At 67.5% G+C, this 24,010-nt stretch carries 21 protein-coding genes and 1 pseudogene; 18 read left to right on the top strand and 4 right to left on the bottom strand.

The window, feature by feature from the left end; all coding sequences use genetic code 11:
* The first annotated feature begins 4 nt into the window (after positions 1-4).
* From OG804_RS05575 to OG804_RS05625, 10 genes and pseudogenes are all read left to right on the top strand, one after another.
* Positions 5-526, top strand: coding sequence for a DUF4242 domain-containing protein (locus tag OG804_RS05575; RefSeq protein ID WP_328394546.1), 522 nt, complete (start codon positions 5-7; stop codon positions 524-526).
* Complete coding sequence (locus OG804_RS05580; protein ID WP_328394548.1) at positions 523-1,563, top strand: acyl-CoA dehydrogenase family protein; 1,041 nt, start codon at positions 523-525, stop codon at positions 1,561-1,563. Before OG804_RS05575 ends, OG804_RS05580 begins: the two co-directional genes overlap by 4 nt.
* Complete coding sequence (locus OG804_RS05585; protein WP_328394550.1) at positions 1,539-2,270, top strand: ABC transporter ATP-binding protein; 732 nt, start codon at positions 1,539-1,541, stop codon at positions 2,268-2,270. Before OG804_RS05580 ends, OG804_RS05585 begins: the two co-directional genes overlap by 25 nt.
* On the top strand, positions 2,267-3,421 hold the full coding sequence (locus OG804_RS05590) for an ABC transporter substrate-binding protein (RefSeq protein ID WP_328394552.1): 1,155 nt from the start codon (positions 2,267-2,269) through the stop codon (positions 3,419-3,421). The genes OG804_RS05585 and OG804_RS05590 overlap by 4 nt, the downstream gene beginning before the upstream one ends.
* Positions 3,418-4,179, top strand: a complete 762-nt coding sequence (locus tag OG804_RS05595) for an ABC transporter permease (RefSeq protein WP_328394554.1) — start codon at positions 3,418-3,420, stop codon at positions 4,177-4,179. Before OG804_RS05590 ends, OG804_RS05595 begins: the two co-directional genes overlap by 4 nt.
* 126 nt (positions 4,180-4,305) lie before the next feature.
* Positions 4,306-5,936, top strand: a pseudogene (locus OG804_RS32300) (dihydroxyacetone kinase family protein); the annotation flags it as partial.
* 244 nt (positions 5,937-6,180) lie between these two features.
* Complete coding sequence (locus OG804_RS05610) at positions 6,181-6,825, top strand: endonuclease (RefSeq protein WP_328394560.1); 645 nt, start codon at positions 6,181-6,183, stop codon at positions 6,823-6,825.
* Between the two features lie 196 nt (positions 6,826-7,021).
* Positions 7,022-7,222 (top strand): hypothetical protein, encoded by a 201-nt coding sequence (locus tag OG804_RS05615; protein ID WP_328394563.1) that lies wholly within the window; start codon positions 7,022-7,024, stop codon positions 7,220-7,222.
* Between the two features lie 291 nt (positions 7,223-7,513).
* Complete coding sequence (locus OG804_RS05620; protein WP_442941750.1) at positions 7,514-7,720, top strand: DUF397 domain-containing protein; 207 nt, start codon at positions 7,514-7,516, stop codon at positions 7,718-7,720.
* 77 nt (positions 7,721-7,797) lie between these two features.
* On the top strand, positions 7,798-9,981 hold the full coding sequence (locus OG804_RS05625) for an NACHT domain-containing protein (protein WP_328394567.1): 2,184 nt from the start codon (positions 7,798-7,800) through the stop codon (positions 9,979-9,981).
* 25 nt (positions 9,982-10,006) lie between these two features.
* On the opposite strand, the gene OG804_RS05630 is transcribed toward OG804_RS05625, so the two are convergent.
* The gene (locus OG804_RS05630; protein WP_328394569.1) at positions 10,007-10,618 is read right to left on the bottom strand and encodes a hypothetical protein; all 612 of its coding nucleotides are present in this window, start codon (positions 10,616-10,618) and stop codon (positions 10,007-10,009) included.
* Positions 10,619-10,786: 168 nt separating this feature from the next.
* Here OG804_RS05630 and OG804_RS05635 point away from each other — a divergent pair, with 168 nt between their 5' ends.
* Positions 10,787-11,488, top strand: coding sequence for a class I SAM-dependent methyltransferase (locus tag OG804_RS05635; protein ID WP_328394571.1), 702 nt, complete (start codon positions 10,787-10,789; stop codon positions 11,486-11,488).
* Between the two features lie 94 nt (positions 11,489-11,582).
* Here OG804_RS05635 and OG804_RS05640 read toward each other — a convergent pair whose 3' ends face one another.
* Positions 11,583-12,245 (bottom strand): nitroreductase, encoded by a 663-nt coding sequence (locus tag OG804_RS05640; RefSeq protein ID WP_328394573.1) that lies wholly within the window; start codon positions 12,243-12,245, stop codon positions 11,583-11,585.
* Between the two features lie 48 nt (positions 12,246-12,293).
* Between OG804_RS05640 and OG804_RS05645 the strand changes: the two genes are divergently transcribed.
* Positions 12,294-13,391: a DUF4185 domain-containing protein gene (locus OG804_RS05645; RefSeq protein ID WP_328394575.1), complete on the top strand. Its 1,098-nt coding sequence runs from the start codon at positions 12,294-12,296 to the stop codon at positions 13,389-13,391.
* Positions 13,392-13,503: 112 nt separating this feature from the next.
* Here the strand turns inward: OG804_RS05645 and OG804_RS05650 are convergent, their stop codons facing one another.
* Positions 13,504-15,102: a GMC family oxidoreductase gene (locus OG804_RS05650; protein WP_328394577.1), complete on the bottom strand. Its 1,599-nt coding sequence runs from the start codon at positions 15,100-15,102 to the stop codon at positions 13,504-13,506.
* Positions 15,103-15,124: 22 nt separating this feature from the next.
* Positions 15,125-16,837, bottom strand: coding sequence for an aldehyde dehydrogenase family protein (locus tag OG804_RS05655; RefSeq protein WP_328394579.1), 1,713 nt, complete (start codon positions 16,835-16,837; stop codon positions 15,125-15,127).
* Positions 16,838-17,004: 167 nt separating this feature from the next.
* Between OG804_RS05655 and OG804_RS05660 the strand changes: the two genes are divergently transcribed.
* The 6 genes from OG804_RS05660 to OG804_RS05685 all read left to right on the top strand — a co-directional run bounded on the left by OG804_RS05660 (position 17,005) and on the right by OG804_RS05685 (position 23,983).
* The gene (locus OG804_RS05660; protein WP_328394581.1) at positions 17,005-18,213 is read left to right on the top strand and encodes a PucR family transcriptional regulator; all 1,209 of its coding nucleotides are present in this window, start codon (positions 17,005-17,007) and stop codon (positions 18,211-18,213) included.
* A gap of 188 nt (positions 18,214-18,401) precedes the next feature.
* Positions 18,402-18,629: a hypothetical protein gene (locus OG804_RS05665; RefSeq protein WP_328394583.1), complete on the top strand. Its 228-nt coding sequence runs from the start codon at positions 18,402-18,404 to the stop codon at positions 18,627-18,629.
* 1,150 nt (positions 18,630-19,779) lie between these two features.
* Positions 19,780-20,148 (top strand): hydrogenase maturation nickel metallochaperone HypA, encoded by a 369-nt coding sequence (gene hypA, locus OG804_RS05670; protein ID WP_328394585.1) that lies wholly within the window; start codon positions 19,780-19,782, stop codon positions 20,146-20,148.
* Positions 20,112-20,969, top strand: coding sequence for a hydrogenase nickel incorporation protein HypB (hypB, locus tag OG804_RS05675; RefSeq protein ID WP_328394587.1), 858 nt, complete (start codon positions 20,112-20,114; stop codon positions 20,967-20,969). The genes hypA and hypB overlap by 37 nt, the downstream gene beginning before the upstream one ends.
* A gap of 82 nt (positions 20,970-21,051) precedes the next feature.
* Positions 21,052-22,107, top strand: coding sequence for a hydrogenase expression protein HypE (locus OG804_RS05680; RefSeq protein ID WP_328394589.1), 1,056 nt, complete (start codon positions 21,052-21,054; stop codon positions 22,105-22,107).
* A gap of 79 nt (positions 22,108-22,186) precedes the next feature.
* Positions 22,187-23,983 carry a nickel-dependent hydrogenase large subunit gene (locus OG804_RS05685; protein ID WP_328394591.1) on the top strand — a complete coding sequence of 599 codons (1,797 nt, stop codon included), beginning with the start codon at positions 22,187-22,189 and terminating at the stop codon, positions 23,981-23,983.
* Positions 23,984-24,010 lie beyond the last annotated feature (27 nt).

Genomic DNA, 24,010 nt, shown 5'->3' on the forward strand with positions numbered 1-24,010 from the left:
TGCCATGTCCCTGTACCTGTACGAGCTCGTGCCCACCGGCGCTCCCGGACGCACCATCGAAGAATTCGGCACGCGTGCCGAAAAGGAAGGCGGGGCGCTGATCGAGGCCCAGGTCACCGGCGGTTCGCCGCGGATATTCGCGATCACCGAATTCGCGGGCTGCCGGGCTCCGGCGCTACCGGCCCAGGATCTGTTCGCCGAAACCGTCGACGGCCCGCACGAAGTACGCCTGGTAGGCGCCGATCTGGCGGCGATCAAGGCCGCGCGCCCGGCCGCCGGATATCTGGTCGAGTGGGATATCCCCGCCGAGATCGATATGGACACCTACCTGGCGCGCAAGAAGGCCAACGCACCGAAATACGCCGATGTGCCCGAGGTGAGTTTCCTGCGCACCTACGTCCGCGAGGATATGGACAAATGTCTGTGCTTCTACGACGCGCCGGACGAAGCCGCGGTGCGCCGGGCCCGTGACGCGGTGAACACGCCGGTGGACCGGCTGCACGAACTGGCGGACCCACGGCCGTGACCGCGACCGTCACCACCGAGGACGCCCGCCGCTCGGTCGCCGAATTCGTGCGGGGCCGCGCCGCCGACCTCGACCTGGGCCGCACCGATATCCGCGCCGATATCGCCGAGATCGGCGGGCGCGGTCTGCTCACCGGCGGACTCGGCGGATCGGATATCCGCGAGATCGCCGGCACTATCGAACGGGTCGCGGCCGAGAGCCTGGCCGCGGGGTTCTCACTCTGGGCTCAGCGGATGGCGCTCGAATATGTCTGGCGCGCACCGGAACCGGTTCGCGAGCGGCATCTCGACGAGCTGGCTTCGGGCAGGCGGGTCGGTGTCACCGCCATGGCGGCCGCGCTGAAACATCTCGCCGGGCTCGGTGAGCTGCCGCTGCACGCCGACGCGGCGGGCAGCGACCGGGTCACCGGTCCGATCGCGTGGGCCTCCAATGTCTTCGAGGACGCGCTGATCGTCTTCCCTTTCCGCGGTAACGACGGGCGGGGGCACGTCGGCGTGGTGAGCGCCGACGCCGAAGGTGTCGGTATCCGCCCGGCGCCGGAACTGCTCGCACTGTGCGCTACCGCCTCGACCTCGCTGACATTCGAGCACGTCGAGGTACGCGGGGATCAGCTCGTCACCGCGGACCTGCGCGCGTTCTGCGCGACGATCCGTCCGGTGTTCCTGCTGTTGCAGACCGCGTTCTGCACCGGCGTCGCCGACACCTCGGTCCGTGCGGCGGGCGACCGGCTGGACGGTCTCGGCGCCCAGTTCCGCGACGAGTATCGCGCGCTCGCCGAACGGCATGCCTCGGCCCGGGGGCGTTTGCGCGAGTACACCTCCGATGCCCACGCGACCGGTCCCGCCGACCTGCTCCGGCTGCGCCTGGACGCCGCGCGCATCGCGGTGGACGCGACCCGGCTGGAGGTCACACTGCGCGGCGGCGCGGGCTACGCCCGGCACTGCGACACCAACCGGCGGTTCCGGGAAGCCGCCTTCCTCCCTGTCCAATCTCCCTCGGAAGGCCAATTGCGGTGGGAACTGTCGCAGTACGACTAGCGGATGCCCGCAAAACCTATCCGGGCCGCGACGATCCCGTACTCGATGGAGTGGATCTACGGATCGGCGACGGGGAGCTGCTGGTGGTGCTCGGCGCCAGCGGCAGCGGGAAGTCGACGCTGCTGCGAGTGGTGGCGGGACTCGACCGACTCGACGGCGGCGAGATCAGCTGGGGCGCGGGCGAGACGGTGCGCCCGGCCACCGGCATGGTGTTCCAGCAACCGCTGCTGATGCCGTGGCTCACGGTGCGCGACAACGTCCGGTTCGGCGGCCGATTCGCCGGGCACCGAACGGGATTCGATCCGGGCCACGCCGACGAACTGCTCGATCGGTTCGGTCTGGCCGGCCTCGCCGACCGGCGTCCCGATCAGCTCTCCGGCGGGCAGGCGCAGCGGGTCGCGGTGATCCGGGCGGTGGCGGTGCGACCGCGTCTACTGCTGCTGGACGAGCCGTTCAGTGCGCTCGACCCGGCGGTCCGCGCCGATCTCCAGGACTGGCTGGCCGAGCTGGTGCGCGAGATTTCCTGCACCACAGTGCTGGTCACCCACGATATCGACGAGGCGCTGCGACTGGGCGACCGGATCGTGCTCATCGGACCGGGCGGCACGGTACGTGCGGAGTTCGCCGACCTCGGCGGGGTCGACGAACGAGACCGGCTGCGGCAGCGGATCATCGACCGCTATCGCGACTCGTCGGTGACGATATGAAACCGCCGGCGCTGTCGCGGCGCGGACTGCTGTGCGGCTGTGCGGGACTGGTGGCCGCCGGCGGGATCGCGGGGCTGGCCGATCTGGGCCGTGCCGCGGCGGATCGGCGCGGCGCGGGCGGCGAACGACTCCGCATCGGTTATCTGCCGATCACCGACGCCGCGCCGCTGCTGATCGCCGACCGGGGCGCGGTGGCCGCGGATCTCGCCGAACCGGTCCTGTTCCGCAGCTGGGCGGCCCTGGCCGAAGCCTTCCTCACCCGCCAGGTGGATATCGTGCACCTGCTGATGCCGATGGCGGTGCAGTTGCGATTCGGACTCGGCGCCCCCGCCCGGATCCTGGGATGGAACCACACCAACGGATCGGCGTTGACGGTCGCGCCCGGGATCACCGAACTCGGCCAACTGGCCGGGACCCAGGTCGCCATTCCGTTCTGGTGGTCGATCCACAACATCCTGATCCAGCAGTTGCTGCGCGCGCACGGGTTGCGGCCGGTGATCCGGGGTTCGGCGTCGCGCTCGGCCGGCACCGTGGAACTGGTGGTCATGAGTCCCTCGGATATGGTTCCGGCGCTGGCCAACGGATCGATCTCCGCTTTCACCGTGGCCGATCCTTTCAACGCCGTCGCCGAGATACGCGGTGTCGGGCGGATCCACCGGTTCCTCGGCGATCTATGGCGCGATCACGCCTGCTGCGCGCTGGTGGTGCACGAGGATCTGCTGGAGCGCCGCCCCACGGCGGTGCAGGCGCTCGCGGACGCGGTGGTCGCGGCGCAGCTGCGGATCGGCGCCGACCGGCCCGCCGCCGCGAAACAGCTCGCGGGCGCCTACCTTCCCCAGCCGCTGCCCGCGATCACCAAGGCCCTCACCTACTCCGATCAGCTGCCGGTGCGCCACCCCGCGTGGCAGCCGCAGCGGATCGGGTTCCAGCCCTTCCCTTTTCCGAGTTTCACCGCCGCGCTGGTGACCGCCATGCACGACACCGTCGTCGACGGCGACACCCGGTTCCTGTCCGGCCTGGATCCGGACCGGGTACACGGCGCGCTCGTCGACGACCGTTTCGTCCGGGTCGCGCTCGACCGCGCGGGCGGCCCGGACGCCTTCGGGTTACCCGCTCGGCTCACGCGCATCGAGGAGATCGACCCATCGTGAACACCGTCGACACCCGGCCATCGACCGCCGCTCGGCTGCCGCGCCTCGCCGCGGTGGCCGCCGCTGTGCTGCTCTGGTGGATACTCACCGACCTGGTGGCGGGCCCCGAGTCGCTGCTACGCGAGTTCGGCCCGCAACATGTGCCCGGCGCGGCCGCGCAACTATTCGATCGCGGTGTGCTGCTGCCCGATATCGCGGTGAGTATGTGGCGCCTGCTGGTGGGGCTGCTGATAGCGGTCACCGTCGGCATCCCGCTCGGATTGCTGCTGGGGTTGCACGCCGTCACCGAACGCGCGGTCGCGCCCGTGGTGCAGTTCCTCCGGATGATCTCGCCGCTGTCCTGGGCGCCGATCGCGGTCGCGCTGTTCGGTATCGGAAATCAGCCGGTGATCTTCCTCGTGGCGGCGGCGTCGGTCTGGCCGATCGTGCTCAATACCGCGGCCGGCGTGCGGGCGATCGATCCGGGACTGCTGCTGGTCGCCCGGTCGTTCGGTGCGACGCGGCGCGAACAGCTGTCGGCCGTGATCCTGCCCGCGATCCGCGCACAGGTGCAGACCGGCGTCCGGGTCGGGCTGGGTATCGCGTGGGTGGTGCTGGTCCCGGCGGAAATGCTGGGCGTCCGTTCGGGACTCGGCTACCAGATCCTCAATGCCCGCGACCAGTTGGCCTACGACCAGGTGATGGCGGTGATCGTGGTGATCGGGATCATCGGATACGCGCTCGACACGCTCTCCCGGGTGATTCTCGATCGCCGCTGACCAAGGGAGTTGTGTGCTGGATATATCCGACTCCGCTTCCGCGGTCCGAGACGGTGAGTAGAGCCAGTATTGTCCTTGCAGTACGAGATCGGTATCGATCGACGGCTGATCGAAGGAGAACAGCGCGTGCGGCGACAAATTCTCAACCGTCCCGAGGACGCCACCGAGGAAGCACTGGAAGGGCTGGCACTGACCCACCCCACACTTATCGCCTACGACCGCGAGCGCGGCATCGTCACCCGGGCCACGCCCGCACGGGACAAGGTCGGCCTGGTCTCCGGCGGCGGATCGGGACACGAACCCCTGCACGCCGGTTTCGTGGGACGAGGCATGCTCGATGTGGCGGTGCCCGGCGCCGTCTTCGCCAGCCCGACTGCCCTGCAGGTCCACGAGGGAACGGTGGCCGCCGACTCCGGCCGGGGCGTCGTGCAGATCGTGAAGAACTACACCGGTGACGTGCTCAACTTCCAGATCGCCGGTGAACTGGCCGACGAGGACGATTCGGTCGCCACCGAGATCGTGCTCGTCGACGACGATCTGGCCACCGAGAGCGACGACGGACCGGGGCGGCGCGGAACCGCCGCCGTGCTGGCGGTCGAAAAGATCTGTGGTGCGAGCGCCGAGGCGGGAGCCGCGCTGGGCGAGGTCGCCGAACTCGGACGTCGGGTCGCGCGCAACGCGCGCACCCTCGCCTTCGCGTTGAGCGCGGGCACCCATCCGGGTGACAGCACCCCCGGGTTCACGCTGGACCCCGGAGAAGTCGAACTCGGCGTGGGGATCCACGGCGAACGCGGTACCGGGCGCATACCGTTCGCGGACGCGGACACGCTGACCGCCCGCTTGGTGGAACCGCTGGTGGCCGAGCTTGCGCCCGCGCGCGGGTCATCCGTGATCGCGATCGTCAACGGTCTCGGCGGTGCCTATCCGATCGAGCTGTCCATCGCCGCCCGCGCCGTCCATCATCTGCTGCGCGACCGTGGCGTCGCGGTCGCGCGGTCGCTCGTCGGCAGCTATGTGACCTCACTCGATATGGTCGGGCTCTCGGTCACGTTGCTGCCCGCCGACGCCGACCTGCTTCCGCTGTGGGACGCCGCCGTGCGCACTCCCGCCCTGACCTGGTGAAGGAATCCACGATGACCGATCGACCACTGCCCGACGGTTTCGGTGAACGCTGGGTGCAGACCATGTTCGACGCGTTCCTCGATCGCACCGAAGTCCTGGCCGACCTCGACCGGCGCGCGGGCGACGGCGATTTCGGTGCGAATATCGCCGCGGCTCTGCGGCGGGCGCGCGCGGGCATCGAGACCGAGCAGCCCCGGGACTACGCGGGCCGGCTGACCGCGGTATCTCGGGGTTTTCTCGGTACCGGCGGGACGAGCGGACCCCTGTTCGGGATGTTCTTCCGCGAATTGTCCCGCTGCGCAGCCGGTTCGGAGCCCACCTTGACCGAGCTGTCCGCCGGCCTCGCCGCCGGGCTCGCGACGGTGCAGAAGTACGGCAAGGCCGAGGTCGGGCACAAGACGATGGTCGACGCGCTGGCGCCGGCCGCCGCGACGCTCGCCGATCTCGCCGCAGGCGGCGCGGAACCGGCCACGGCACTCGAGGCGACCGCCGCGGCGGGCGTGCGCGGCGCGGCGAGCACGGTAGAACTGGTGGCCAAACGCGGGCGTGCGAGTTATGTGGGTGAGGTGGCGCGCGGTGTCCTCGATCCGGGGGCGGCCGCCGCGGCGATGATATTGCAGGCGGCGGCCGCGGCGTACCCGGGGAGCACGGCCGGGATGGACACGAGCTGGTTGGATGCCGCCACCGAACCGGAACGCACGGACGACGGGACAGCCTAGCGAGCCGCGAGCCGCGAGCCGGGGGCCGCGAGCCGGGGGCCGCGAGCCGGGGGCCGCGAGCCGGGGGCCGCGAGCCGGGGCCGCGAGCCGCACGGTCACGGCTCGTTCGGCGGTGTGAACCGGTCCGCGCCGGGTATGCGCCGACGAGAAGGGAGGCGCGATGAGCCAGCGAAAGACAGTGCACGCACTGCTCGACCGGGCGGGCAGCACCTATGCCGCCGAAGCGGGTATCCGGCTCGCCGACAAACCGGCCCCGCTGTTCCAGTTGCTGATGCTGACCGATCTGCTCAGCGCCCGCATATCGGCGGATCTCGCGATCGCCGCGACGACGGAACTGGTGGACAGCGGCTACCGGACCCCGCGGAAGGTCGCCGACGCGGACTGGCAGGAGTTGGTCGACGCGCTCGGACGCGGCCACTACCGTCGCTACGACGAGAGCACGGCCACCCAACTCGGTGCGGCAGCTACCACGGTGCTCGACAAATACGACGGCGACCTGCGCAAACTTGCGGAGGAGGCCGACCGCGACACCGGACGCGCCGCCGATCTGATCCAGCAGTTCAAGGGGATCGGCCCGACCGGCAGCGATATCTTTCTGCGTGAGGTCCAGGAGGTGTGGACCTGGGTGCGTCCCTATTTCGACGAGCGCGCAGTGCGGGGCGCGCAACGCATCGACCTCCCCACCGACCCCGCTGAGCTCGCGCGCCTGGTACCCGGCGACAGCGCCGCCGACTTCGCCGCGGCGCTGGTGCGGGTCGGGCTCGACGACGAATTGGCCGACGTTGTCCAGGAAGCGGCGCGCTGACCACCGCGCCGCCCAGGGATCGACCCGCGGGTGCATCCGAGCGTGCCGGGTCATCGTGTTCCGGACGACTGTATTCAAACTCGGAGCACACATGTACTCTCAATCCTGATTGATCTTCCAGGAGTGGAGACGTGCAGGTCTATTATGATCTTCACATTCGGATCACACCTGTTCACTGAGGAGCTTTCGAAAGTACATGGCACACACGAATGAACTGACCCAGGAGCTGGTGTCCGCGGCGCGCAGGCGCGGCGGGGCGATCGCCGATATCCTCGGCGGCGCCGCCCGTAAGGCCTCCTGGGAGGTGCTCGACCTGGTAGCCGAAGGCCGGGAACTCGTCGGCGGCGCCCTGCGCGCCCGTGCCGATGAAATCCGCCGCAAGGATGGGCCGCGCTGAACGCCCGGTAGGTGCTCCGGGAACGGAGCACGGGTCGAGGTCGACCGGATGGGCCGGCCCGGTGTGAAACGCCGGAGAAGCCGTGCGCCGCGCCGGGGGCTAGGTTGTCGGCGGTCTACGGTCCGGTCGCCGCCGGAGCCGGTGTCAGGTATTCGAGGACTTGGAGCGTCTGGTTTCCTAACCGGATTCTTCGACCCGTTGGTCGGACAGCTCGAGGTCGGATCAGGCGACGGGCCCTGGACGAGATCGGTAGCCGGGCCCTGGTTCGGGAGATCGCAGAGGAGTATGAGCGTGAACAGTGACCTATCCGCCGAGGGCTGGTTCAAGAGCAGCTACAGCACCGGTGCCAAGGACTGCGTGGAGGTCGCGCACTTGGGTGGGGACGGAGTCGGTGTTCGCGACTCCAAGAATCCGGAGGAACCGGCACTGATCTTCACGCCGCGCGAGTGGGACAGCTTCGTCGCCGCCGTGCAGGACGCTGAGCTCGATCGCTGGTGAGGCGGTGGGATGGGGCGGCATAGGGGCTGGTGGATCGGACATTCGCCTCCAGTAGGTCGAGGAGTGAATCGATCACCTTGTCCCCTGGCTGCGTTTGCGCACATCCGCCGAGGCCTGGGCATCGACAATCCGGCGACTCCCGGCTTACCTGGGCTTCTCGTCATGTCGATCGGTCCAGTTGTTCGATCACAGTGTGCCGACATGCATTGGCTGGCAAACTGTTTGGTGTGACGGGTACCGAGGGGGCGGTCGTGCGGGCGGGTGTGACGGCGGCCAATTGGGGGACGTCCTTGTGGCGGTGGTGGAGACCCCCTACGGACACAGCGTCGGTCACGGCGGCAGCCGAGGACCTGGCCGGAAGGGTGTTCAGCAAGGAAAGTCGGTTGCGCCGGGATCTGCGCAGCGGTCGGGGAGACCTTTTGCCCGTCGCAATCGAGGTCAGTTCTCCATCAAAGACCGGTATGGAGATCTATGAAAGCGATGTGTGCGCTATCGCGAGCCGTTACGAGTCGCTCGACCTACCGCGTCGTCTGCTGGTGCTAGGTGACGCGGGTAGCGGCAAGACCGTCGCCGCGAATCTCCTGGTGCTGCAACTACTGGAACGATCCCCGGGGTCAGCGGATGCGAAACGCGTCGAGCGACCGTTCCCTGTGCGAGTAAACGCCGCGGGGTGGGACGGCACGAAGGCTTTCTCCGACTGGCTGGCCACCAGGCTCTGCTACGACTACCCGCACCTGCGACCGAAGATGGCACAAAAGTTGATCGAGGACGGGTGGATTCTGCCCGTGATCGACGGTCTCGACGAAATGGATACTCCTGAGAGTCAGGCATCGCGGGGCAGCGCGCTGCTGAACCATCTCAACGGGGCCTGGTGTAACGAGCCGGTCGTTGTCGTCTGCCGCGCCGACGAGTTCACGACGCTGTCACTCGAGACTACGGAAAAGGGGCTGTTCGGCGCCGCGATTGTCACCCTGCAATCAGTAACCGACAAACTGATCAGTGGCCACCTCACCCGTAAGTCCCGGCGGGCCACCGAGACAACCCGCGAGATCTGGTCCCAGGTCGCTACCCGCGTCACCAACGAGCCGGACGGGCCGCTGGCGACTGCGTTGAACACCCCCTGGATGCTCGGCCTCGCCGTTACCGCCCTGCGTCATGACCCCGGCACCGCCGATCGGCTGCGCAGCTGCACCACCGCCGACGCCGTCAAGGATCTCCTGTTCGCCGCCCAGATCCCCGCTGCGATTCACGAACTCGAACTGAAGAACGAATATAGCGAGTACACCGGTGACAATATCCGCGCCTGGATGCAGTCACTGGCCCGGTGCCTCGAAAACCGCCGCAACACCGGCCGTGACGGTACTGCCATCCGGCTCGACGAGATCTGGGAAATCGCGGGCAGCAGCCGATGCCGCATCCTGCACGGACTCACCGTCGCTGCCATCGTGATGATCCCTGCCACGATCATGTTCTTGTTCGTGAATGCGTCCGGGCTTACGGCCAGGTTCACGACCGAGATCCCGATTTGGATCGCGGCCTGGTTCAGGGGCTCGGGCCCATCCGGAGTCGCGGGCTGGGTTGCGGGTGGGCTGATCCTCGCGCTCGGCATCGCGCTCATGGTCGCGATGGACGACGAGTCTCCTCCAGATCCGAGGTATATAAAACGGCGTGCGCCCGAGGAATCCACATGGCAAAACGCGCTCGTGGTGGGGTTCGTGTCGGGGCTGATGGTCGTGCTCTGGCTCGGGTTAACGCCTGTTATCGGGGTCATGGCCGGGGTCGATATCGGGATCGCGCACGTGCTCGTACTCGAGTCCGGGCTCATCGTGGGACTCGCCGGTGGGCTCGCGGCCGGTTTCGGACTGGGCACCGCGCGCCAGGTGGAGGATGAGACGAGGCTGATTCGCGACGAAAGCTATGACGCGATCCGTTTCGGAGGAGTCGCGGCGCTCACGTCCGGGCTCGCGGCCGGGGGAATATCCGCGGTCGTACTCGGACTCACGTCCGGGGACGCGCTCACGATCGGGCTCGTGCTCGGACTCATGGTCGCGCTCACAATAGTTCCCCTGGTCGGAAGGATGGCTGGACGGTTTTTCATCGCGACCCTTGTCTTCCGGTTCACCAAGGCGTTTCCGGCTCGGCCCACCGTCTTCCTGGACTGGTCTCGTCGCAGCGGGTTGCTACGAGTGAACGGCACCGCCTACCAGTTCCGGCACGAAACGTACCGGCAATGGCTACAGAGACAGCCCCCGCCCGAGTAGCGGAATCCCACCTCGCCGCCGGGGACTACGCCCCCTTCGGGCCTTCGGCCCGCAGATCTTCGACCTTGCGCATCGCCCCGCGCAATTCCTCCAGCCACGATTCCGCGTGCTGGCCGGCCAGTTTCACCGTCCAGGCCAGGGCGTCGGCCCGGGAACGTGCTACGCCGGCGTCGACGAGGGTGTCGAGTACTTTGCGTTCCGGCTGGCGCAGCCGGGTCATCACCGGCACGGCCAGGTGGGTGAACAGGATTCGGTCGCCGCCGACCGAGACGCCCCAGGCTACGCTGCGGCCGTAGCGCTGCTGGGCTTCATCGGCGATCTGCATGCGTGCGCCCCGGGTGGTTTCCCGGAAGCGGGAGACCGCGCCCTCCTTGGTCGCGGTGGGGACCGTGCGGGTCGGACCGTCCTCCGGCGTCCCGGAGCTGTCCTGGTCGTCGGCGGCCTCCGGTTCCGGGAGGGGTAGTTCGCCGATCACCACGATCTCGTCCCGATCGATCTCGATGACGGGACGGCCGGTGAACCAGTCACTGGGCAGCCTGCCCGCGAACCAGTCCGGCACATCCTCGGTCCCGGGCAGGTCGGCCTGCTGCCAGCCGCCCGGTCGTCCGAACCCACGTCCTCGATGTCCGTGTCTCATGGATTTCACCTTCTCGCCTGGTGCGGAATTACTTAATTACAAGATTACCGCTGATATCGTCGATGGTGATTGCGCTCACAGCGAACAACTGCGTGGTCGCCCGGACCGGGTGTCTTTCGGCTGGTCGGTTACATGTACATGTGCTGATCCGGCTGATAATCGTGGGGAATGACCACACCGGATGAGTTCGAGTTCGAAGCCGTCTACCGGGGCGACGGCGGCCCCTTGGGGCCGGGTGTCGCGCCACCGTGGAGCATCGGGGAACCGCAGCCCGCCCTCGCGGCGCTGATCGAGCAGGGCAGGTTCCACGGCGATGTCCTCGATGCCGGATGCGGCGAAGGCGCGATCTCTCTGCATCTCGCCGCACGCGGTTTCACCACTGTGGGGCTGGACCTCGCGCCGACGGCGATCGAGTCGGCCCGCGGCGAGGCCGCCCGGCGCGGACTGGACAACGCCTCGTTCGAGGTCGCCGACATCAGCTCGTTCACCGGCTACGACGGACGGTTCGGCACCGTCGTGGACAGCACGCTGTTCCATTCGATCCCGGTCGATTCCCGGGACGGCTACCTGCGCTCGATCGCGCGGGCCGCCGCGCCGGGAGCCTCCTATTTCGCCCTGGTCTTCGACCGGGCGGCGCTGCCGGAGATCCCCGGACCGGGGCCCGCACCGGTCACCGCCGACGAACTGCGTGACGCGGTCGCGAAGTACTGGGTGATCGACGAGATAGAACCGTCCCGGATCCATGCCGTGCTACCCGCCCGCGACGCGGAGTCCGCGGAGGTTCCCATGATCCCGTTCCAGGGTTTGCGCGACGAGCCGAACGGACGCAAATCGGTTCCGGCCTGGCTGCTCTCCGCGCACCTGGGTTGAGGCGGTGGAATGACGTTCACGGTGTGAACTCCGCGCCGGCCCGTCCCTGACCGATGCGGTCGGACGGGCGGGCGCCGAGGTCCGCGACGACGATTCAGTCCAGGAACGTCACGGTCTCGGCCAGCGGAGCTCTGGGCAGGTACGGGTGCGTGGCGGCGGGGTCGGCGAAGCCGATGGACATACCGCAGAACAACATTCGCCGCACCGGCGGTGCGATCACCCGATCGACCGTGCGATGGTATTCCGCCCACGCGATCTGCGTGCAGCTGTGCAGTCCTTCGGACCGCAGCAACAGCATCACGGTCTGCAGGTACATGCCCGCGTCCGCCCACTGCGGCGGGGGCACATCGCGGTCCAGATAACAGAACAGCGCGGTGGAAGCACCGAAACAGTTCCAGTTCTCGGCGCGGGCCCGAGCCCGCGACTCGGTGTCGTCCCGGGCGATTCCGAGTGCACCGTAGCGGCGAGATCCCATATCCGCGAGGCGTTCCCGGTACGGCGAGCCGAGTTGCGGCGGGTAGCACGCGAACTCGGGCTCGTCGCCGCCGTCGCCGACGGCCACCCGGTCGGCGATTCGCTTCTTCAATTCCTGTAGTCGGTCACCGGTCAGAACGTAGATATGCCACGGCTGCAGATTGCCGCCCGACGGTGTGCGCGCGGCCGCGGTCAGCACCCTGTTCAGTACGTCGCGCGCCACGGGGCGGTCGGTGAAGGTACGAATGGATCGCCGGCTCGCTACCGCCTCGAGAATCTCCACGCCACGATCGTAAGGGGGCGTCTCCGGCGTCGGGCTACCCTCGAGGTGATGCCGACAGTCGACCAGCTACCCCAGAACGGCACCCTACTGTGCGACGATCCTGCCGATTCCGCGAACACCTGTGGTCTCGGATCGGGCGATCTGTGCATCCCGTATCACCGCGCCCACGAAGGCACTTGGGGCTACCTGTGGGGTGACTGCTGGCGCGGGCAGGACCAGACCGGGGTATATCTCGGCTCCCCGCTGCTGCTGGTACAGGACACCTTCGACCCCTCCGGCGCCGTCCCGATCGAATTCACCGGCCCGGTGCCCGGCGGAGGCCGCGCCGGGCAGCTGTTCGACTACGAACACCACGCGGACAACGGGTTCGGCGTCACCGAGATCTCACGCATCCCGAACGACGTGATCGAGATCGGCGGGCGCACCTTCATCCAATACACCTCGGTGCACACTCGGGTCCGGCCCGACTCCGCTGTCGACGGTTCCGCGTTCTCGGGCGTCGCCTACTCCGACGACCACGCTGCCAGCTGGACCGACTTCGACCACCATTGGCCCGGGCAGGCGCTGGGTATCGACGGGAACCCGTACGGAATGTGGACGTTCGCCGGTATCGATCCGGACGGCTACCTCTATATCTTCGCCAAACGCTGGAACGGCAGCCACCACTACCGCCACGATCGCGGCTACATCCAGCTGTTCCGCTACGATCCGGCCGATTTCTTCGACGGGGAATTCGGCGCCCAGCAGAACTGGGCGCATATCGACGGGAAATGGGGCTGGCACCCGGCCGACCGGCATGCGCCGACCCCGCTCTTCGCTCCGGGGAACGCTCTCGGTGAGCTCTCAGTCAAGCGAATCGGCTCCGACTATGTGATGTCGTATTTCGATTGCGCCGACCTCAGCATCAAGACCCGCACCGCCACCAGGCCGGACGCGGTGTGGTCCGCCGAGAAGATCCAAGTGGTTCACGACGATACGCGGCCGGAGTCGCATCGGGGCAAGCCGCGGCTGCCCTGTCTCTACGGCGGCTACATCCACCCGGGTTCGCCCGCACCGACGAATCTGACATTGTCGATCAGCCGCTGGAACGGCGTCGTGGGCGGGCATCCCTACACCGCCACCCAGTGGACGGGGCTCTCCGCCTGAAGTCGATGTGCCGTAGTCCCGAGCTGGACCGGAGCCCTGGTCCGGGGCGGGCGGCCCGCCCCGGACCACGGAACATCGACACCGCGGACCGCGCGGCGACCCCGGTACGGAGCTAGCGATCAGCGGCCGCGATCAGGTCGGCGGCCTTCTCGCCGATCACCACCGCGGGCGCGTGCGTGTGGCCGCGAATGATGTTCGGCATCACTGAGGCATCGGCCACCCGCAGCCCGTCGACGCCGCGGACCTTCAGTTCCGGCGTGACGACGCTGTCGGAATCGGTGCCCATCCGGCAGGTGCCGACCGGGTGGTACAGGGTATGCGAATGCCAGGTCAGCGCGTCCTCGAGAGTTTCGTCCAGCGTGGCCAGTTCCCGTTTGGGCTGTAGGAAACCGCCGAGGGCGGGCCCGAGCGGCCGGGTGTTCGCGATCCGGTGGGCGATGCGCAGGCCTTCGAGGACGGCGGCGCGGTCGGCGCCTTCGCTGTCGGACAGGTAATTCGGGTCGACCAGCACCTTGGCCGCGGGGTCGGCGGCGAGGGTGACAGTGCCACGACTACGCGGTTTCAGCAGGATCGGACCGAGCGCGACAGCGTGCCCCGGGGCGATCCCGATTCCTTCGTCGAAGAAGGGCGCCGGTCCGAAGATGATCTCCAGATCGGGCAGTTCGAGGTCGGGACGGCTGCGCACGAAACCGTAGGCCTCCCCGACGTTGGAGGTGAGCATGCCCCGGCGGCGGATCAGATAATCGAGGAGCTGGCGCGGTTTCTCGGCGTCGAAGAGGGTGCCCGAATCGACGCCGAACCCGATGAGGGAGACGAGGTGATCGGTGAGGTTGCGGCCGACCTCCCGGCTGTGCCGCAGCACCGGGATATCGTGCGCGCGCAGCTGCTGTTCGTCCCCGATGCCGGAGAGCATGAGCAGTTGCGGTGTGTTGATCGCCCCGCCGCAGAGCACGACCTCCTTGCGGGCCCGCACGGTGCGGACCCGGTCTCCGCTGCGGTATTCGACCCCCACGGCCCGGGTGCCCTCGAACAGCACCCGGCTCGCCTGCGCACCGGTGACGACGGTCAGATTCTTGCGGCGCCGCGCGGGCTTCAGGTAGGCGTCGGCGGTGCTCCACCGGGCGCCGCGCCGTTGGGTGACCATCGTCTCGCAGAAGCCCTCGGGCTGCGCGGTATTGGCCCGTTCGTTCTTGAAACCGGCGTACTCGACGGCGGCCAGGAAGTCCTGTGTCCACGAACTGGCGCTGCGCTGGCGCGAAATCCGCAGCGGACCGGTGCGTCCCTCATCGGGTTCGCGCGCACCCTCGACGGATTCGATCTTCTCGAAATACTTCACGACTTCGGCGAACGACCACGCGTCGCCGGCGGCGTCGGCCCATTCGTCGTAATCGGCGGCGAACCCGCGTACCCACATCATGGCGTTCATCGAGGAGGAGCCGCCCAGTAACTTGCCGCGTGGGTAGAGGATCCGGCGGTCGCCCAGCGCGGGCTGCGGGGTGGTCAGATAGCCCCAGTCGCAGTCGCTCTGGAAGAGTTTGGAGAAGGCGGCCGGGATGTGGGCGAAGCGGTTCTTGTCCTCGGGCCCGGCCTCGAGGGCGACCACCTGGTTCGCGGGGTTCTCGCTGAGCCGGGCGGCCAGGACCGCGCCGGCCGAACCTGTACCGACGACGACATAGTCGACGGTGGACGGCGTGGCGGCATCGGCATTCATCGGTATGTGCTCCAGACGTGATTCAGCCGCGGAGGGCGGATGCGAAGAGGGCGGGCAGGCGGGACCAACGCGGGTCGGCGGCGAAAGCGGCCAGCAGCCGCCCCGTCCGCGCGGCAGTCCGGTTGGTGACGAACCAGGGCGGTTTGGGCGTGAGCGCCCATTCGCGGTGCAGTACTGAACGCGGCGCGGGACGGAACGGGCCGCGGACGACCGTGCGTTCGACCCCGTCGATCAACCAGGCGTTGTGCACGATGCCGATACCGCTCTGCACATCGTCGAGCGTGTGTCCCGGATAGGCGCCCCAGCTCGCGGTGGGGGTCAGGTATCCGACGGCGGTCCACGCGTTGACGGCGACGGTGCCGTAACGCAGCCGCTCGATCATCGTGTCGAATTCCGCGCCCAGCTCCGCGATCGTGTCCGGGTGCGCGACGATATTGGCGCCGAGAGTGCCGACGAGTTTCTCGTTGGCCGTGTCCACCGCGTCCCGGGCGAAGGTGGCGGCGCTGCCGGGCAGTTCCACCACTCCGAGCACCGGTGCGAAGTACTCGGTCGAGAACAGCTCCTCGTTCGCTGCCGGGTCGATGCCGGTCACCAGCAGCCGCCCGCCGTGGTCACCGAGCCGCCGCGCGTCCGGATAGGTGGCGCCGGCCGCGGCCACCCGGTCGTCGCTGCCCGGGTAGTAGGCACGCCGTCCCGGCGCCCGCTCGAGCGCCGCGGTGAGCGCGGCGAGGAAACGATCCTTCTGCGGCCAATCGGCCGAGACGATCACCGCTTGTGCCGCGACACAGTTGTAGCCGCCGTTGTGCAGCCGTTGGGTCGCGATGTGTTCGGCCTGGAACTCGAGATCCGCGGTGCTCCACGCGCCGGGCAGCACGATCGTCGGTGACACACCGCCGAGTTCGCTGCTGATCGGTTTGTCGAGCAGCGGTGCTCCGGCGGCCTTCCGGGTGGCCGCGTCGGGGCCCGTCCCCCAGACGATGGCGTCGTGGGTGGCGGCGCTTCCGGTCATGTGCACGTGGGCGATCCGCTCGTGCGTGACCAGACGTCCGCCGACCTCGGCGCCGCCGGTGAGTATGCGCACCACTCCGAGGTCGATCAACGGGGCGAAGATCTTCTCGAACACCTGTCGCAGCGGGTCGGTGATCGGGTTCAGCTTGAGTGCGACCACCCGGTTGTGCGCGATCAGCTCGTAGAGGGTGTCCAGCGGTGCGATCGAGGTGATGTTGCCCGCCCCGAGCACCGCCCCGATGCCCCCGGTGCGGGCGGGGTCGAGCTGAGCGAGCCCCGCGCCGGCCTTCGCGGCGGCCGAGCTGACCCCCCGACGCAACCACACCTCGGCGCTGAACCCGCTCAGCAGCAGTTCGTCGTACAGGTTCGACGGCAGCGCCCGCACGGTCACCCGATCCCCGGCGGCGCCGAACTTCGCCTTCGCGAGCGGACTGACGCCCCGCTCCAGCGATTCCAGCGTGCGCGAAACCGCGTCCAGGGTGGCGGCCAGCACGTACGGGCCGGATATCCATTCCTCGCCCACCAGGGGCGACGCGGGGTCCAATCCCTTGACGCGCACCGCGGCGTCGACCCACTCCTGCGCGTGCTTCCCGGTCAGTTCGCGCATCCGATCGAGCAGGGCGCGTCTGCCGCTCAGCGGCAATCGCGACCATTTCCGCTCGCCTTCGGCGAGGTCGGTGAGGGCGGCATCGATGGCCGTATCGGCGGCGGCCTGTTCTGTCTGCACGTGGGCACACTCCCGTAGCTGAGATTCGGTGATCCGAACACTGATGAGTGTGACTGTGCTCACGACCGATCGGAATGTGTGGCCGTTGCGTGCTCGCCGGGGATTTTTGTGCCCGCGCACAAAGGGGTGGTGGCGTGGGTCACTCCGGTCGCTTAGACTGCTCCGGTATGAGCTCACCCGCGCCCGTGACGCCGCCATCGTCGGTGTCGACCCTGGTCGCCGGTCTCGCGGATGCCCTCGAAGTGCTGACCGACGTCCTGGTCGCCCGGATCGCCGCCGCCGATCCCGCCTACGGTCGGTCCGGTCTGCTGACCGAGGAGCAACTGCACCACACCTGCCGGGAGAACCTGACCTCGGTGATCGGGGCGCTCGCCGGCACCGATCCGCTGCGGCTGCAGCCCGCCCGCGCGGCGGGCCGCCTCAAAGCCGAACAGGGCATCCCGGTCGCCGCGCTGCTGCACGCCTACCGGCTGGGCGGCCGGCTCATCTGGGAAGAACTGACAGTACGGTCGGCCGGTCCGGGCGACCCACGACTGCACGATCTGGCCACGCGGCTGTGGGAACTCATCGACCTGTATTCCGACGCGTCCGTCGAGTCCTACCGTGAGACCGAGGTCCTGCTCGCGCATTCCGACGCCCAAGTCCAGAGCCGACTCGTCCGGACCCTTTTCGACGATCACTCCGGGAATCCGGCGCGGGTGCTCGAGGTGCTGCGCACCCTGGGCTTTCCCGAGCGCGGCACCTTCGCCGTGGTCGCGATCGATACCGAACCCACCGCGCCGTTGCCGGTGAAACTCACCGCCACGCTGCAGGAACTCGGTGTCCGGTCGGTATGGGACGCGCAGATCGATGCGCATATCGGGTTGTTGTCGGCGGCGTCGCCAGCGGCTATCGACCGTGCCGCGGCGGCTCTTTCGTCGTTCGTCGCCGAACGGATCGGCATCAGCACCGCGTTCTCGGCTCCGCACGCCATCACCGGTGCGTCGACCGAAGCGCGTCTGGCCGCGCGGTCCGCGCGTCCGGGCTCGGCCACCACGGTTCGTTTCGGCGACGAACCCGTCGGTCATCTGCTCATCGCGGTCCCCGATGCCGGTCGCCGGGCCGCCGCGCAGATCCTCGGTCCCGTTCTCGAGCTGGCCGACGCCGAACGTGGCGATCTGATCGCGGCGCTCGACGCCTGGTACCGGTGCGGCGGTTCGGCCGCGGCCGTCGCCGAAGCCATGCACTGCCACCGCAACACGGTGCGCTACCGGCTGCGCAAGATCCGCGATCTGACCGGCCGCGACACCACCGATCCGCGCCAGTCCGCCGAGTTGTATCTCGCTCTGGAAGCACTCGCGCTCCTGGACTCCGACGTGGCCGCGCGACAACACTGATCCGCCCGGTCTCGATCCGCGGCGTTCTGCGCGAGTCGGGCAGGGCGGACCCGGCCGCGTGGCCCACTGCCGAGAGCGGCTATGCCGCCGCGGCTGCCTGCGTCGGCGAGTAGGTCCTTCGAGGGCGTATCGGCGCCGGTTCGGGCGCGTACACCGCGCACTGGCGCGGCCGGCGGCACGCTTGCCAGGTGGGCTCGGATACGCGGAGCGGCGATCGGGCCGTCGGGGCGCTGTGCGCGGTGAACACCTACGGCGATATCGATGATGGCGCCGGCCACGGTCACCGAGGCGATCCGGTCGGTGGGTACGCCGCGACGGTGATCTCGGCCGTCGAGGTCGAACTCGGTGCCGAAGTCCGCGGACCGGAGTCCGGCGCGCGCATCGCCGCGAATGGCTCGCCGATGCATGCCGGATAATTTGATCGATATCACATTTGCGAATTCCTGCGTAAATCGAATGTAACGGCCTTGTCCGCATCGACCGAAGTCACATCAGTGTTATTACCGATTTGGCCGGTTGCGCCTAATTCTGGTAGGCAGTTCACCTTCCGTTCATCAATCGATAAAGTAACGTTCAGATAACTGGATGGCCACGTTAAGATTACGGAATTACCAATGATGGCGGCGGCGCAAAAGGTGTCGTGATAAACGCAGACCGACAGGAGTGGGAACGATGGGTTCAGTGGATCTCGGTAGCCTCGGCAGCATTCTGAGTGCCTTCGGCAGCATCTTCAGTGGTTTCGGTGACCTGTCGAGCCTTTCCGCCGAATAGCTTGTAGATCGGCGCAGGAGCGCTGTGTGGACGGCCCGCCGGATCGGATCCGGCGGGCCGTCTCATTGCCCGTGTGCCTCGATTGTCCTACCTGAACTGGGTTTATGTCACTCGACAGATCGGCCGATGCCGGATCGCTGTTTGAATCACCGGTCTATAACGAGTTTTCGTAGGGTCGACGAAAACAGGTGTGAAGAAGGATTCTGATCAGGTAATTCCGAGAGGTGCGCACCGCCCGATTATCTCTACCCCGGATCGCGCACGTTGTCCGCTGAATCGTTGGCGCGGCCGATAATTGGAACTCGCTGAAGTATTTGATCATGGAAATGTATATCCGGCAGGCGGGCCGGACCGTGGGCTGAAATCTAGCAATTCTCCACGTGCCGAATGGGTTCGAGGCCTGCCCGTCGAAACAATCTTGTTCCGTGCCGTTCGCCGAACTCTGCGATGAACTCGGTGGCCGATCCGGAACCCTGTGCGGTCGCGAATTCTGCCGCGTCCCGGCCTGTTTCGGGGAGCGGTGAACGGCGGGGCCTTCACTGCGGTCGTCACCGGCCGGACCGACCTCTCCGATGCGTTGTCGCGGCCGCGGTGCGGCCGTCGGGCTTGCCGGGTGTTTCTGCTCCGCCCGGTCGCGACCCGGGGCGCGCGTCGGGGCACCCGTCGGCGCTCCTCCTGGTCGTTTCGATGCCCAGCGAGTTGTCGGACGCCCGTAAACGGGGACTGTGAGAAGGGGTGATAGCGAATGGGCATCGGGGGTAGCATCCAGGTATCCCTCGACGAGTGGGGAAGGCGATGCACGAACTTGCCATCACGCAGAGTGTCGTCGACGCCGTCTGCGAGCATGCGGCGGGACGGCGGGTCTACAGCGTCACCGTCGAGGTGGGTGCCCTGACAGCGGTGGTTCCCGAGGCGATGCGGTTCTGTTTCGAGCTCGCCGCCGAGGACACCGTCGCGGAGGGTGCGAACCTGGATATCCGGTGCGTGCCGGGCGCTGCGCAGTGCCGCAGCTGCGGTGCGGACTTCATCGTCACCGATCTGCTCCTGATCTGCGCGTGCGGCAGTGCCGACGTAGAGGTGCGGGCGGGTCGGGAACTGCGGATCCGGTCGATGGAAGTGAGCCGAGAATGTGCGCAACCTGCGGATGCGGGAACGACACGGTAGGCGTGATCACGGTCGGGCGCGATGATTCGCCCGGCGCGGGGCACGGGCACGGCCGGGATCAGCCGGCGGCGCACGCGCACGGACCCGAACACGAGCATCGGCACGACGACGGCACCACGCACGCCCATCCGCCACTGACCGACACCGTCTCGCTCGAACAGAAGGTGCTGGCCAAGAACGACCACCTCGCCCAGCACAATCGGGAGTGGTTGCAGGGGCGCGGCATCGTGGCGCTCAACCTGACGAGTTCGCCGGGAGCGGGCAAGACCACGTTGCTGGAGCGGACGATTCGAGCGTTGCCCGACACCCCGATCGCCGTGATCGAGGGTGATCAGGAGACCGTGCGGGACGCCGAGCGGATCGCCGCGACCGGAGCGCGGGCGGTGCAGGTCAATACCGGTGCGGGCTGCCATCTGGACGCGGAGATGACGCAGCGGGCACTGACCGCCCTGGATCCCGACCGCGGCAGCCTGCTGTTCATCGAGAACGTCGGCAATCTGGTCTGCCCGGCGCTGTTCGATCTCGGCGAGGCCCGGAAGGTCGTGATGATCTCGGTGACCGAGGGGACCGATAAGCCCCTGAAGTACCCGCATATGTTCGCGGCGGCGGGTCTGGTGATCGTGAACAAGATCGATCTGCTGCCCTATGTCGATTTCGACCTCGACGCCTGTGCCGCGTACGCGCATGCGGTGAACCCCGGTGTGGACATTCTCCCGATCTCGGTCACTGCTGGTGAGGGGCTCGAGCGCTGGTACGAGTGGTTGGCCGAGCAGCGTCGGGCGGTCCCGGTGAGCCTTGAGGGTGTAGCGGGCCCCGTCTAGACTGTTGTGATCGGCGTCACAAATACGTGGAATGCGAGCCGGACCGGCCAGCCCCCGCTTCGACTCCGGAAGGTGGCAGCATATGCCAACTCAGGAAGCGGTCCGAGCTGAAGAGACCTTGATCCACGTGCTCTGGATCAATGCCGGTCTCAGTTGCGATGGCGATTCGGTGGCGTTGACCGCCGCCACCCAGCCCAGTATCGAAGAAATAGCCCTCGGCGCTCTACCCGGTCTACCTCAAGTCGCGGTGCACTGGCCGCTCATCGATTTCGAATGCGGTCCCAACGGGGGAGCCGACGACTTCCTCGAATGGTTCTTCCGCGCGGACCGCGGTGAGCTCGAGCCATTCGTCCTGGTGGTCGAGGGGTCGATACCGAACGAGCAGTTGCACGAGGAAGGCTATTGGTGCGGGTTCGGTAACGACCCGGCCACCGGTCAGCCGCTGACGACCAGTGAATGGCTGGATCGTCTCGCCCCGAAGGCGACCGCCATAGTGGCGGTCGGTACCTGCGCGACCTACGGCGGAATCCACGCGATGGCGGGCAATCCGACCGGAGCGATGGGGGTGCCCGACTATCTCGGCTGGGGTTGGAAGAGCAAGGCGGATATTCCGATCGTCTGTGTCCCCGGCTGTCCCATCCACCCGGACAACCTGTCGGAGACGCTCACCTACCTGCTCTACATGGCCACCGGCCAGGCCCCGATGATTCCGCTCGACGAGGCGCTGCGACCCAAGTGGCTGTTCGGCGCGACCGTGCACGAGGGCTGCGACCGGGCGGGTTATTACGAGGAGGGCGATTTCGCCACCGAGTACGGCTCGCCGAAATGCATTGTGAAACTGGGGTGCTGGGGCCCGGTGGTCAAGTGCAACGTGCCCAAGCGCGGGTGGATCAACGGTGTGGGCGGCTGCCCGAACGTGGGCGGCATCTGCATCGGCTGCACAATGCCCGGCTTCCCCGACAAATTCATGCCGTTCATGGACGAACCGCCCGGCGGAAAGCTCTCGTCGACCGCCTCGGGCATCTATGGCTCGGTGGTCCGCAGCCTGCGGCACATCACCGGTCGCACCGTCGACAAAGAGCCGAGCTGGCGGCACAGAGGCGCAAAGCTCGAAACCGGCGCGACCCGAACCTGGTAGGAGGATCTCCGATGATGCGATACCTCCGCCTTCGCGCCGGCCTCTGTGGAACCCATGAACCCGCCCCGAAGGAGCTCCCATGACTCAGATTATTCCGGAGCCCTCGCATCGGACGATCGAGCCGGACCGCCTTGTCGAGATGGCATGGGACCCGATCACCCGCATCGTCGGCAGCCTCGGTATCTATACCAAGATCGACTTCGACAACAACGAAGTGGTCGAGTGCCACAGCACCTCCTCCATCTTCCGCGGCTACTCCGTTTTCATGCGGGGCAAGGATCCGCGCGACGCCCACTTCATCACCAGCCGCATCTGCGGTATCTGCGGCGACAACCACGCGACCTGCTCCTGTTACTGCCAGAACATGGCCTACGGAGTGCAGCCGCCGCACCTGGGCGAGTGGATCGTCAACCTCGGTGAGGCGGCCGAGTACATGTTCGACCACAACATCTTCCAGGAGAACCTGGTCGGTGTGGATTTCTGCGAGAAAATGGTCGCCGAGACCAATCCCGGGGTGCTCGCCCTGGCCGAGCGGACCGAGGCGCCGCATTTCGAGGCGCACGGCTACCGCAAGATCGCCGACATCATGCGCGCCCTCAACCCGTTCACCGGGGAGTTCTACCGGGAGGCGCTGCAGGTGAGCCGGTACACCCGGGAGATGTTCTGCCTGATGGAGGGCAGACATGTGCACCCGTCGACGCTGTACCCCGGTGGCCCCGGCACAGTGGCGACGGTCCAGCTGATGACCGACTACATGACCAGGCTCATGCGCTACGTCGAGTTCATGAAGAAGGTCGTGCCGATGCACGACGACCTGTTCGACTTCTTCTACGAGGCCTTACCCGGTTACGACCAGGTCGGCCTGCGGCGCACTCTGCTGGGCTGCTGGGGTTCGTTCCAGGACCCCGAGTTCTGCAACTTCGCGTACAAGGATATGGAGGACTGGGGTCGCAAGATGTTCGTCACCCCGGGCGTCGTGGTGGACGGCAAGCTGGTCACCACGTCACTGGTCGATATCAACCTGGGTCTCCGGATCCTGCTGGGCAGTTCGTACTACGAGGACTGGACCGATCAGGAGATGTTCGTGAAGACCGATCCGCTGGGCAATCCGGTGGACCGGCGCCATCCCTGGAATCAGCACACCAATCCGAGGCCGCAGAAGCGCGACCTGGACGACAAGTACAGCTGGGTGATGTCGCCACGCTGGTTCGACGGCAGCGACCACCTCGCCCTGGACACCGGTGGTGGACCGCTGGCGCGCCTGTGGTCGACGGCGCTGGCGAACCTTGTCGATATCGGCTACGTGAAGTCGACAGGCCACAGCGTGCAGATCAACCTGCCCAAGACCGCGCTGCTGGGTCCGGTCACGCTGGAATGGAAGATCCCTGCTCAGGGCAGCAACACCATCGAACGCAATCGGGCCCGCACCTATTTCCAGGCGTACGCGGCGGCCTGCGCGCTGCACTTCGCGGAAAAGGCGCTCGCGGAGATCCGGGCCGGCCACACCAAGACCTGGGAGAAGTTCGAGGTGCCCGAGGAGGGCATCGGCTGCGGCTTCACCGAGGCGGTGCGCGGGGTGCTGTCGCACCACATGGTGATCCGGGACGGGAAGATCGCGAATTATCACCCGTATCCGCCGACGCCGTGGAACGCCAGTCCACGAGACGGCTACGGCACGCCGGGCCCGTACGAGGACGCGGTGCAGGGACAGCCGATCTTCGAGGAGAACGACCGCGAGCATTTCAAGGGCATCGACATCATGCGCACGGTGCGCAGTTTCGACCCCTGCCTGCCGTGCGGTGTGCACATGTACCTCGGCAAGGGCAAGACCCTGCAGAAACTGCACTCACCGACGCAGACGAACACCCCGGAGTGAGTCCGTATCCGTACCGGCGACGGGAGG

The sequence above is a fragment of the Nocardia sp. NBC_00416 genome (genome assembly GCF_036032445.1).
Classification (GTDB): domain Bacteria; phylum Actinomycetota; class Actinomycetes; order Mycobacteriales; family Mycobacteriaceae; genus Nocardia.